The organism is Phyllobacterium sophorae (assembly GCF_003010965.1).
GTDB classification, from domain to species: domain Bacteria; phylum Pseudomonadota; class Alphaproteobacteria; order Rhizobiales; family Rhizobiaceae; genus Phyllobacterium; species Phyllobacterium sophorae.
Genome location: NZ_PGGM01000001.1, coordinates 117,621 through 129,357, shown reverse-complemented (window position 1 = coordinate 129,357; position 11,737 = coordinate 117,621). Strand labels below are relative to the sequence as shown.

General features: G+C 56.5%; 12 protein-coding genes and 1 pseudogene. 4 read left to right on the top strand and 9 right to left on the bottom strand.

Going from position 1 to position 11,737, the window contains the following annotated elements:
* Positions 1-42: 42 nt before the first annotated feature.
* The 3 genes and pseudogenes from CU103_RS00675 to CU103_RS00665 all read right to left on the bottom strand — a co-directional run bounded on the left by CU103_RS00675 (position 43) and on the right by CU103_RS00665 (position 2,875).
* Positions 43-1,357: pseudogene (locus CU103_RS00675) on the bottom strand (MFS transporter).
* 157 nt (positions 1,358-1,514) lie between these two features.
* Positions 1,515-2,369: an SDR family NAD(P)-dependent oxidoreductase gene (locus CU103_RS00670; protein WP_106662005.1), complete on the bottom strand. Its 855-nt coding sequence runs from the start codon at positions 2,367-2,369 to the stop codon at positions 1,515-1,517.
* A gap of 74 nt (positions 2,370-2,443) precedes the next feature.
* Positions 2,444-2,875: a hypothetical protein gene (locus CU103_RS00665; RefSeq protein ID WP_106662004.1), complete on the bottom strand. Its 432-nt coding sequence runs from the start codon at positions 2,873-2,875 to the stop codon at positions 2,444-2,446.
* A gap of 260 nt (positions 2,876-3,135) precedes the next feature.
* Between CU103_RS00665 and CU103_RS00660 the strand changes: the two genes are divergently transcribed.
* Entirely contained in the window at positions 3,136-3,426 is a 291-nt protein-coding gene (locus CU103_RS00660; protein WP_106662003.1) for a DUF6074 family protein, read from the top strand.
* A gap of 53 nt (positions 3,427-3,479) precedes the next feature.
* On the opposite strand, the gene CU103_RS00655 is transcribed toward CU103_RS00660, so the two are convergent.
* The gene (locus tag CU103_RS00655; protein ID WP_106662002.1) at positions 3,480-3,797 is read right to left on the bottom strand and encodes a PepSY domain-containing protein; all 318 of its coding nucleotides are present in this window, start codon (positions 3,795-3,797) and stop codon (positions 3,480-3,482) included.
* A 186-nt stretch (positions 3,798-3,983) separates the two neighbouring features.
* Between CU103_RS00655 and CU103_RS31280 the strand changes: the two genes are divergently transcribed.
* The 3 genes from CU103_RS31280 to CU103_RS00645 all read left to right on the top strand — a co-directional run bounded on the left by CU103_RS31280 (position 3,984) and on the right by CU103_RS00645 (position 6,365).
* Positions 3,984-4,130 (top strand): hypothetical protein, encoded by a 147-nt coding sequence (locus CU103_RS31280; RefSeq protein WP_162707257.1) that lies wholly within the window; start codon positions 3,984-3,986, stop codon positions 4,128-4,130.
* A gap of 200 nt (positions 4,131-4,330) precedes the next feature.
* Positions 4,331-4,888, top strand: a complete 558-nt coding sequence (locus CU103_RS00650; protein ID WP_146147737.1) for a hypothetical protein — start codon at positions 4,331-4,333, stop codon at positions 4,886-4,888.
* 436 nt (positions 4,889-5,324) lie between these two features.
* Positions 5,325-6,365: a glutamine synthetase beta-grasp domain-containing protein gene (locus tag CU103_RS00645; RefSeq protein ID WP_106662583.1), complete on the top strand. Its 1,041-nt coding sequence runs from the start codon at positions 5,325-5,327 to the stop codon at positions 6,363-6,365.
* A 68-nt stretch (positions 6,366-6,433) separates the two neighbouring features.
* Here CU103_RS00645 and CU103_RS00640 read toward each other — a convergent pair whose 3' ends face one another.
* Genes CU103_RS00640 through CU103_RS00620 form a run of 5 tightly spaced genes read right to left on the bottom strand, consistent with a single transcriptional unit; the run spans position 6,434 to position 11,733 of the window.
* Positions 6,434-7,348 (bottom strand): ABC transporter ATP-binding protein, encoded by a 915-nt coding sequence (locus CU103_RS00640; protein WP_106662000.1) that lies wholly within the window; start codon positions 7,346-7,348, stop codon positions 6,434-6,436.
* On the bottom strand, positions 7,345-8,160 hold the full coding sequence (locus tag CU103_RS00635) for an ABC transporter ATP-binding protein (RefSeq protein WP_106661999.1): 816 nt from the start codon (positions 8,158-8,160) through the stop codon (positions 7,345-7,347). Before CU103_RS00635 ends, CU103_RS00640 begins: the two co-directional genes overlap by 4 nt.
* The gene (locus CU103_RS00630; RefSeq protein ID WP_106661998.1) at positions 8,157-9,047 is read right to left on the bottom strand and encodes an ABC transporter permease; all 891 of its coding nucleotides are present in this window, start codon (positions 9,045-9,047) and stop codon (positions 8,157-8,159) included. The genes CU103_RS00635 and CU103_RS00630 overlap by 4 nt, the downstream gene beginning before the upstream one ends.
* Positions 9,048-9,049: 2 nt before the next feature.
* Positions 9,050-10,027: an ABC transporter permease gene (locus CU103_RS00625; RefSeq protein WP_106661997.1), complete on the bottom strand. Its 978-nt coding sequence runs from the start codon at positions 10,025-10,027 to the stop codon at positions 9,050-9,052.
* 53 nt (positions 10,028-10,080) lie between these two features.
* Complete coding sequence (locus CU103_RS00620) at positions 10,081-11,733, bottom strand: ABC transporter substrate-binding protein (protein ID WP_106661996.1); 1,653 nt, start codon at positions 11,731-11,733, stop codon at positions 10,081-10,083.
* Between the last annotated feature and the right edge of the window lie 4 nt (positions 11,734-11,737).

Here is an 11,737-nt window from a genome sequence, read left to right as displayed (position 1 = left end):
ACCATCGGCCATATCAAGCCGATGGTCCGGATATTCATTCGATCAGTCCTCGTGAATAAGGCTGTGATCGCGTGTGTCGCGCATACGGACATAAACGATAAGCGACAGTCCGATCATGATCGTTACGTACCAGAAGAACCAGCTCTCATGGCCGACCTGTTTGAATTTCAGCGCTACCCATTCGGCGGTGCCTCCGAAGATCGTATTGGCTAGGGCGTAAGGAAGTGCAACTCCGAGCGCACGGATGTGAGCCGGAAAGAGCTCGGCCTTTACCACTGCGTTAATCGATGTGTAGCCTGTGACAATCAGGAGACCTGCGAGCGACAAGGCAAAGGCCACGTAGGGGCTCGTCGTCGTCGCAAGCGTTGAGAAGATGAGATAGGTGAACAGAACGCCCAGAATGCCGAATCCTACCATCAGCGGTTTGCGGCCGATCCGGTCGGACAGGGCGCCCGCCAGTGGCTGGCACAGCATAAAGATCAGAAGTGCCAGCGCGGTTATTTCGCTCGCCGATTCCTTGCTGAAGCCGGACGTGTTCACCAGAAACTTCTGGAGATAGGTCGTATAGGCATAAAACGCCAATGTGCCGCCCGATGTCAGCGCCAGTACCGTGAAGGCCTCCTTGGGATAGTGCCTGAACAGAGCAAAACCGCTGGATTTTGGCTTGTCATCACCTTTGGTATTGTGAAAGGACTGGGTTTCGGCCAGCCCGCGACGGATATAGAAAACCGCAATCGCCAGGAAACCGCCAATGGCGAAAGGAATACGCCAGCCCCATTTCGCCCAATTGCTCGGGGGTGAGGATGCGCTGCAGGACGAGAAGCACCGCAAGGGCGATTAGCTGGCCGGAAATCAGTGTCACGTACTGGAAACTCGAATAAAAACCGCGGCGATTCTTACCGGCCATTTCGCTGAGGTACGTTGCGCTCGCGCCATATTCGCCGCCGACGCTGATGCCCTGCAGAAGCCGGGCGAAAACCAGGGCCGCGGGCGCAAGCAGACCGATCGAATTGTAGCCGGGAGTGACGGCGATCAGCAGCGAGCCAAGGCATATCAGCGTTACAGAAAGCGTGAGGCCCGCCTTGCGACCCTTGCGATCGGCATAGATGCCCATGAACCAGGCGCCGATCGGGCGCATGAGAAAGCCAACAGCGAAAACGGCCGCAGCGCTCAAGAGTTCGGCTGTCTGGTTGCCAGAGGGGAAAAAGACGGGGGCGAAATAAAGCGTGAAGGCGGCGTAGACATACCAGTCATACCATTCCACCAGATTGCCGGCGGAACCGCCGATAATTGATTTCAATCTGGTTCTCGTGTCGGGCGCGGCGGCGACTGACACTGAGGTGGCTATATCGGTCATAAAAAACTCCAGTCTGAAGCTATCGGCTGGCCAATGTGAGGCTTGCAGCAGCGTGATGGGGCAGGCCTTGAACGGGGCCTTCCTGAAGGTGACAGGGACTACTAGGTCAGCCTGAACACGATTTCAATGCGTGTCGCGAGCGACAAATTTGGCGGGTTCATTCCTGACCCTCGTCACGTCGCTTGAGGAAATCAGCGAATTCGCTTTGATAATCGGGATGCCAGCGCGACAGAGGAGGGCGATTCTGGATGATATCCTTGGCTGCCCAAAGAATACGCCGTTCGTCAAGATCGCGGGCAACATCATTGTCGGGACAGAGGATGTAGAAATCTCCGGCCGACACATGGTCCAGCATGAAATCGACAGTTTCTTCCGGGGTCCAGGCGCCCGCGGGCTTCTCAGTGCGGTCACCAGCGGTCAGCGGTGTATAAACGAAGCCCGGAATGAAAAGATGGGCCGTTACGTGACAATTTTTGGTGTTGCGTAACTCGTGCTGCAGGGCTTCAGTAAAGGTTTTCACTCCGGCCTTCGAGACATTGTAAGCAGGATCGCCGGGTGGGGTCGTGATACCCTGTTTGGAGCCAGTGTTGATAATGAGCCCAGGCTTTTGCCGGAGAATCATTTTCGGGCCGAACACCTGACTGCCGCGGATGATACCAAACAGGTTTACGTCGATAATCCGCGTCCAGCCGTCCGGGTTGAAGATGCTGCTGCCTGGCTGAATGCCAGCGTTGTTCATCAGAATGTCAACATCGCCAAATTCTTGCTCGATCGTCTGCTGCAGGTGCTGCAGATGGTCGACGTTCGTTACATCCGTCGCGACGGCGATGACGTTTTCCGGATCGGTCTGCTTAGCGACCGCCGCCTTGGCCCCGTCGAGTTTGTCGCCGCCAAGATCGGCTATCGCGACCTTCAACCCCATGGCTGCAAAGCGCTTGGCTGCGGCAAGGCCAATACCGGATGCGCCTCCGGTGATGACCGCGACATTGGATGGGGAAAAGGCGGGGTGCATCTTAGGGTTCGTCCTCATGTTTGCCGTAGTGTTTGGGAGAGTCTCGTCAAGCTATCAAACGACGGGAGGGAGCCTCAGCCGAAATTCGGAACACGCACATAATGGGCGGCGAGGGGCGTCACCTGTTCCCTCATATCGCGATTTTCGGTTTTCTTAACGGCCAATGCTTCCTTCTGGCGGCGGGCTTCAAGAATTTCCTTTTCGGAGCTTTCCCCCATACACAGTGCTTGCAACAGGACCATGAGCGCCGTTTCGGCGATGCCAGAGCGATTTTCATTGAGGGCAATGTCAAGAATTACCCGGCGAAAATCCGTGTGCTGCACTGGTGTCAACGTTGCATAACGTTCTCTGCGGGTATTCTCCGCTTCAATGAGGGCATAAAGCTTCTCGCGAAGATCAGAACCGACGTTCTCGTACTGGGCGGCAATATTGGGTGCGGCCGCGGCGAGTTTTTGCTTCTGCCGTTCGCGGTGCCGCCTCTGCCTCTCTGCGTTGCTGAGTGCCATATCTGCTTGTCTGCGCCGTAACGAATGCGAATCACTTTACCTCATCGTGATAGGGATGCGTACCGTAACCGGCAATATTATGGTCACGTTACACACAATCTGTTCGGCGGCGAATTGGGTGTGGCCGTTACGTAACCAAGACGCAGACCACTGCAACGCGAGCCAAAAGTAAGCTGAAACAAATTGTTAGGACAATTCCCGGTATCGTCGGGCGAATCAACCGCTAGGTGAGTCGTCGCCGGACTGGGAAGAAAACGAGCATGTTCGAACCTGAATCCCCAATACCATGCCAGATTATAGTGTTCCCCCTGACAAAGAGGGCAGCCAAGATTCGCGATGTCGCGGCAAAGATCATGGACAAGACAACTGACCGGCAAGCGGAGGCCTACCGCAACCAGGCCGCCGAATCTTTATTCAGGCATTTGGCCAAGATCGGTGTACCCGAAGATGAGCAGGATGAGCAGGTCGGAGCCTTCTTTACCGCAGTCGAGCTGGAGCTTTCACGCCTATACGACCTGAACGACACCGCCGAGGAAACTTCAAGCTACTAGGGCAGAAGAAGCCCGCCACCCAAGTGCCGGGCTTTTTCTCGTGAATCTCGGAACTATCGCACGGCGATCACGTCGCCCGTGCGGCGATCGATGTCCACACGTATATCATCGCCTCGGCGATCTATGCCTTCCACGACAAATCTCGATCTCGTCCGTCTAACGTCGTCTACGTCACGAAGACCTTCGCTCCTTGCAATGCGAACAGCTTCGCGTTCGCTAATTTCAGGGGCACGCCGATAGACACGTTCCTGGTAAGGTTCCCGCAGCCGCACACCATCAGGTCCGATCTCGATGGATTGCGCAAATGCCTGCGGCGCGGAAGTTACGGCGACCAGAGCAGTTGCTCCAATGATCAGCAGTTTTTTCAACATGACTATTTTCCTTATCCAAATTCGAATGTTCCGCCCATTCAATTTACTCAACGTTCAATATGCCGACGGGTTCCGCGGAACCCGTCGGCCGCTTCTAAAAGCTGTCTGCATCCGGCTTTTTTAAGGCAGGAACATTTGCGCCGTCGGGGGTCACCCGTTCCTGAGTGAACAGAGAGGATGTCAGGGATGACAGCCTTTACAACGTTCATAACCGCAATTTCCACTGTCGCGCTTACGGCCGATTCGTTGCTCGCGGCCTGCCCGGAAATCGCGGGTTCCGTCAAGAAAGAGGTGCAAAAGAGCCTTTCCAATGACGCACCCATGCGCCAGTGAAGAGTTGTACTAATGGCGATATGAAGTGGCGCTTCTTCCATGACGGCTTGCGGTTGTCATGAAATCGTGAATGATCGTCTGCAGCGTAGGAATGTGTTTTTGTGACGCTCAGTAAGGGGGGCGGATCATTGAACAAGCGTATCGCCCCCAATCTCAGGGTCGTTCTGATCGGTGGCGCGTCAAATATTGGAAAATCCGCGTTGGCGCAGGCGCTCGCAGAGAAACTTGGCTGGAGGTGTGTTTCAACCGACAGTCTAGCCAGGCACCCAGGGAGGCCATGGCGGAAGACGACCGGTAAAGTTTCAGACCACGACGCGGAACATTACCTGAGCTTGAAGGCCAATGAACTTCTGGAATCCGTCATCCTGCATCACCGTAAGATGTCCCCAGTTATCGCAGAATTTGTACGGTCGACCGTAAAGGATGAAGGTTCGCGAAAATTAGTGCTCGAAGGATCGGCCCTATGGCCCTTCATTACCAGCGGTCACCACATGAAAGAAGTGGGGGCCGTCTGGCTCACGGCCGGCCCTGAGACCTTGCGATCCCGGATTTACGAAGGAAGTGGATTCACCACCGCGAGCGAACAAAGCCGCGCAATGATCTCCAGATTCCTCGAACGCACGCTGTTGTTCGATCAAAAGACGTTGCAGCTCGTTATCGAGGGCGGCTGCACGGTCCTGGATGTCGACAAGTACAAAACGACCGAAGAATTGGTGGCCGCGACGATCGATGGCCTAAAAGCACCTCCACCGCGCTGAGGCACGGCGCAATCCTGAAGCAGGCTTTTGCTGATTGAGAAGCGGCGGGCAGGCTGCGTTTCATCGCTTTGCCAGATCACGAATTCAACCGGTTACATTTGAGCGGAAACTCTTCCGTTAGTCACGCATGCCCAAACAACGGTCATTGTGCTGACTATTTAATCACCCGGTTTTGGAGCGCCGGAAAGCCCATAACTCTATTGGCCGTTCTCGCATCGGAGAATTATTGTGCGCCAAGCTTCCTCCAGGTTCGGAATTCGATCCCGGGCCCCATTTGAGGCTTTCGAGGCAGCATTTTGACCGTTTGTACGAAAAAAACCAGGTTCGCGTCGACGTCGGATGCAGAATCGCGCCGTTTTCGAAGGCAATTGGCATAATAAATGCTTCTCTCCAAATTGGCCGTCGCCTTGATCATCAAAAATATGGAAGGTTTGAAATGACAAAATACAAGCTCGAGTACATTTGGCTTGATGGGTACACTCCGGTACCAAATCTTCGCGGAAAAACCCAAATTAAGGAATTCGACAGTTTTCCCCTGCTTGAGCAACTTCCGTTGTGGGGATTTGACGGAAGCTCCACAATGCAGGCCGAGGGTAGAAGCTCAGACTGCGTCTTGAAACCTGTCGCGGTTTACCCGGACAGTGAACGCAAGAATGGTGTCCTGGTGATGTGCGAAGTCATGATGCCGGACGGCAAGACTCCGCATCCATCGAACAAGCGTGCAACTATTCTTGACGATGATGGCGCTTGGTTCGGCTTCGAACAGGAATATTTCTTCTACAAGAATGGTCGCCCGCTGGGCTTTCCAGACGCCGGCTATCCTGCTCCGCAGGGCCCCTACTACACGGGTGTTGGCTATAGCAATGTAGGTGACGTTGCCCGCAAGATCGTGGAAGAACATCTGGACATCTGTCTCGCCGCCGGAATCAATCACGAGGGCATCAATGCCGAAGTGGCAAAGGGGCAATGGGAATTCCAGATTTTCGGCAAGGGCTCCAGGAAGGCCGCTGACGAAATGTGGATCGCGCGCTATCTGATGCAGCGCCTGACGGAAAAATACGGCATAGACGTTGAATATCACTGCAAGCCGCTCGGAGATACCGATTGGAACGGCTCCGGTATGCATGCCAATTTCTCCACCGCCTACATGCGTGAGACGGGTGGCAAGGAATACTTCGAGGCGCTTATGAGCGCTTTTGAAGCGGCACGAGCCGATCATATTGCGGTCTATGGACCAGACAACCATTTGCGCCTGACCGGCAAGCACGAAACCCAATCGATTCACACCTTCAGCTATGGTGTTGCTGACCGTGGTGCATCGATCCGCGTTCCGCACAGTTTCGTAAATAGCGGTTATCGCGGCTATCTCGAAGACCGTCGTCCAAATTCGCAGGGTGACCCCTACCAGATCGCTTCGCAGATTTTGAAAACGATTGCGTCCGTCCCGACGGAAAGCAGGGTTTCGGTCGCCGCTTAGCCATACCCAGCCAGCCGACGGAGCCGGAAACCACGTGTTCCGGCTCTGATGCGCTCAAGCAGGAAGCACTACGCCGCAATCTGCCGGACAAAATGATCAGATTCGATTGCTACAATGCGTTCCTGCGGGATTGCGGAGAGGCGGCGGACTTCCCCGACGGTTGCGTTCTTCAATTGCGCCCTCGGATCGTCGAAGCGAATTTCCGGATCCGGCACTGCTGACAGAAGCAGGCGCGTATAGGGATGCTGCGGGTTGTCGATTACCTTGTTGACGTTGCCCCATTCGACAATCTGGCCGGCATACATGACGATGATGTCTTCGGCGACATAGCGGGCCGTTGCGATGTCGTGGGTGATGTAAAGCAGCGCGAGCTTCATATCCCGCTTCATCTCGTTGAGAAGGTTGAGCACGCCCAGCCGAACCGATACGTCCAGCATGGATGTCGGCTCGTCGGCCACGATGACCTCGGCGCCGACCGCTAGCGTTCGCGCAATATTCACCCGCTGCCGTTGCCCTCCAGAGAGTTCGTGCGGGTGCTTGGGGGCCACGAGCGCCGGGTCGAGCTGGACTTTCGTCAGTAGGTCCGCGACGGCCTCATCGATCTGGCGTCCTTTCAGATCGCGCCGGTGCAGTTGCAACGGGCGGCGCAGGTGATAGGCGATCGTGTGTGCCGGATTGAGCGAAGAGAATGGATCCTGGAAGATCATCTGCACGGAACGCCGGTATGCCGCAAGCGCCCGGGCGTCACCGGTTTCTACCGGCTTGCCCTTGAACAGCAGCCGCCCCTCGCTCGGCGTATATTCCCGCATGACGAGACGCGCGCAGGTCGTCTTGCCGCTTCCCGATTCTCCGACCAGCGCCAATGTACGGCCGGGATGCAGCGCAAACGACACGGATTGCGCTGCCTTTACCGCGAAAGGGGCACGGCCAAAGGTTTTTGAAATACGGTCGAGCGCCAATATGGCATTGCACGGATCAGTCATGTGGCTGCGATCTCCGTCACTCTGGCCCCGTGCAATGACGGGAACGAGGCCCACAGGTTCCTTGTGTAGTCGTGTTGCGGTGCGCCGTAGATTTTCTGGGCGGTGTTCTGTTCGACGAGCTTGCCTGCCAGCATGATGCCGATGCGATCGCAAACCTGAACCATCAGGCCGAGGTCGTGCGTGATGAACAGCACCGAGAAACCGAACGTCTTGCGCAGCTCGTTGATGCGCTGGAGAATTTCGCGCTGGACGACAACGTCAAGCGCCGTCGTGGGCTCGTCCATCACGACAATCTTCGGATTGAGCGCGAGACAGATCGCGATGACTATGCGCTGGCGCATGCCGCCCGAGAACTGATGCGGATAGTCCCTCATGCGGTCTGGCTGGATGTCGACGAGACGCAGCATCTCGGCTGTCCGTTCCCGCGCCTGCTTGCGGTTCATCCCCTGATGCGTGTGCAGCACGTCGTAGAACTGCGCTTCGATGCGCAGCACCGGATTAAGCGAATTCATGGCGCTCTGGAAAACCATGGCCACTTCGCGCCACCGAAAGTGGCGCAGCTCCCGCGGATCGAGATCGAGTACGTCGCGGCCCTCTAGCAGGATCCGGCCGCTCCGGATCAAAGCCGGAGGTCTGTGCAGGCGGCTGATGGCAAAGGCGATCGTGCTCTTGCCGCAACCGGATTCGCCGGCAAGACCGAAAATCTCGCCGTGGGCGACGTCGAAACTCACGTCATCGACCGCGCGAAAATCGGTTGTTTCGCCGATGTAGTCGATGGTCAGATTTCGTATGGAAAGCAATGGCTGGGTCACAGGCGGCCTTCTCCCGAACGGATCAATGCGGTCCAGCGGCTCAGACGATTGCCCGTCCGCAGGCGCGGATTGGCAATCTCGTCAACCGCGAAATTCAGCAGCGAAAGCCCGACACCCAGAAGGGCGAGGGCAAAGCACGGGGTGAGAATATCCCACCATGCGCCGACCGACAGGGCCGACGCTTTTTGTGCATTGTAGAGCATCATGCCCCAGGACACGGTTTTTGGATCGCCGAGGCCGAGGAATTCCAGCGTTGCCTCGGTGATGATGGCAAAGATCACGCTGCCGATGAAATTGATGCCGACGATGGAAATGAGATTGGGAAAGATTTCGAAGGCCATGATGCGCCAGCGCGGCTCGCCCATCATTTCCGCTGACTTGACGAAGTCCTTGTGCTTGACCGAGAGGGTTTCGGCACGAGTGACGCGCGCGCCCCAGGCCCATGAAGTAAAGCCAAGGATGATGGCGATGACCAGCGGGCTGGCCTGTCCGATGAAAGCGGCAAGAACCAGGAGCAGGGGCAGGTTCGGTACCACCAGCACCATGTTCGTGAAAAAACTGATCACTTCATCGGTCTTGCCGCCGCGATAACCGGCAATAATGCCAAGCGCCGTGCCAAGCGCCGTTATCAGCAGTCCCGCCCCGAATCCAACGGTAAGCGACGTGCGCGCGCCATGGACGAGGCGCGAGAAGACGTCCTGGCCGATGCGAGTTGTCCCGAGCCAATGGTCCGCCGATGGCGGCTGATGTGGGCGGCCGACGCGGGCCGCCGGATTGTATTCGGTCAGAAGCGGCGCTGCGAGTGCAACGAGTACGATGGCCGCAATGATGATCATGCCGATGAGGGCCTTGCGATTGCGGACGAGACCGGAGAGAAGAATACGCATTGTCATGCCCCCCGCAGGCGCGGATCGAGCAGCACATAGCTGACATCGACGATGAAATTGGCGACAAGCATCGCGACGGTCATGATCAAAAGCTGTCCTTGTATTACCGGATAGTCGCGGGCGAGGATGGCCTGATAGAGAATATTGCCAAGGCCCGGATAGTTGTAGACGACTTCCGTAACGAGCGAGCCGCCAAGGACTGTGCCAATGGCGATGGCAAGGCTGCTGACCGTTGGCAGCAGGGCATTGCGCGCAGCATACCAGATCATGACATGGCTGTCGGACAGCCCTTTGGCCCGCGCCATGACGATATAATCCTCGCCGAGAAGGTTGATCATGTTGTTGCGCATGGTGACCGCAAAGCCGCCCGTGAGCACGGTGCAGAGCGTCAGCATCGGCAGGATGCCATGGTAGAGCAGGCTGCCGATATAGGTCAACGAAAACGATGGATCGAGTGCCGGGTCGGCGGCGTAGCCGGTCGGAAACCAGCCGAGCGTAAAACCGAAGAAGAACAATACGATAAGCGAGGTGACCACTGCCGGGACAGAGGTCGCGAAAATGGCGCCGACGGAAACCACCACGTCGAATATCCCGCCGCGCCACCATGCGGCGAGGACACCGAGGAATGTGCCGAGAGTGAAGCTGATGATTGTCGCCGTGCCCATGAGGCCGACCGTCCAGATCAGCGCGTGGCCAAGAACCGAGGTGACGGGCAGGGGGAAATATTTGATCGAGCGACCGAGATCGCCGGTAAAGATGCTCTGCAGATAGGTCAGGTATTGCTGCCACAGGGGACCGTCGACAAAGCCGAAGGTCAGTTTCAAGGACGCAAGATTTTCCGCCGACAGTTCGGTGCCGGTGCTAGAAAACATGATCTGGATCGGATCACCTGGCATCAGGCGCGGCAAGAAGAAATTGATTGTGGCGGCCGCCACAAAAGCTGCCAGGTAGAATCCGAGGCGGCGGAGCAAGAAAACCATATGCTTCTCCCATCATGGCGCAGGGGCGATCGATCGCCCCTGCGCCCCGTGGATTAGTTTGCCGGCTTCAATGCCAGGAGGTGAAGCAGACGCGCTGGATTGTTGCGCGTGATGGACGGGTTGACGAACGGGTTATCGGGCGTCGACCACCCGCTGAAGCGTTTGGTGTTGTATTGATACCAGTTGGGATTGTTGTAGACGGGAAACATGGGCAGGTTTTCGGCCACGATGCGCTGGGCCTTGTTCATTACCTCTTTCCGGGCGGCGGGATCGGCCGTCCGGGTAAAATCAACCAGCAGTTTCGCAAGGTCCGGATTGAACCAGCGTTGCGCGGTAAAACGCGTCTTTCCCTTGTCGGTCTCGTTGAACGCACGCTGATAGGGATAGTAGGGCGAAGCGGCAGCAGGGAGGCTGTTGATGGCCATGTCGAACGTGCCGTTGATCAGGTTGCCCGTCCAGACGGCCTCTTCCGGTGTGGCGATCTTGGCATCAAGACCGGCTTCCTGCATGCCTTCGATGGCGATTTGTACGGTATCGATCCAATCCGTCCAAGCACTGGGCACGATGACGGAGAACGATATCTTGCTGCCGTCGGGATTATCGCGCAGGCCATCGCCATCCTTGTCGACATAACCCGCCTCATCGAGCAATTCCTTTGCCGCCTCGGTGTCATGTTTGCCGAACTTGCCAAATGCCTCGATGACCGAGGGATCGGACCAGGGTTTGTAAAGTTCGCCAAGACCGGATGGGTCCTCGTTGAGCGTCGGATAGCCATAGCCTGCAACATCAACCATGGCTTTGCGATCAAGCGACATACTGACCGCCTGGCGGAATCTGATGTCATTGAACGCCTTGCGGTTGGCCTCGTTGGCCGTTTCCAGATTGAAGAGGAACGCCACCATGCTGCTTGGCGTGTACCAGAAGTGGAAATGCTCCTTGTCCTTGGCGACGTAGGTGTTCTCGACATCGGGAATGAATGAAACACCCCAGTCGAGCGTACCGTCGGCGGTCGCGGTCAGGATCTGATTGTTGTCGGCAAGCTGCGGAAAGCGCAGGCAATCGATTTTGAGTTCAGCGGTGTCCCAGTAATTCGGGTTGCGGCATTGATCGTATGTCTGACCGGTGAAACGCGGAATTTCCGTCAGCGGGCCGCTGCCGACCGGGATCTCGTTGGCAAAGGTAACGGGATCGGCAATGTCCTTCCAGACATGTTCTGGAATGATCGGTACCTGGACCAGCTGATCAGCCGCAAGGGAACTCGGGTTGACCAGCGTGAAGCGCACGGTCTGTGCATCGACAGCCTCGACGCCGTCAATGAACTTCCAGATGCTGACGAAATCGAGCGCCGGGAATTTCTTGAGGTACTCGTAGGTGAATTTGACATCGGCCGCTGTCAGCGGCTTGCCATCGGACCATTTGAGGTCTGGCCTCAGCTTGAATTCAATGCTCTTGAGGTCGTCCGCCAGCTTGAAGCTTTCCGCCAGGCGAAAATTCGGCTTGTTGTTGTCAAAACGATTGAAGATGACAAGCGGCTCATAAATGAAATCGAGCGTGCTCTGGCGCGCCGATGTCTGATTGAACGGGTTGAAGTTTCTCACCCATGTCGTCGCGGGCTCGATATTGGCGGTCAGTACGGTCTGCGCCAAGGCAGGGCTTGAAAGCAGTACAAATGCGGATGCGGCGGCAAGCAAACGGTTTTTGAACATAGTT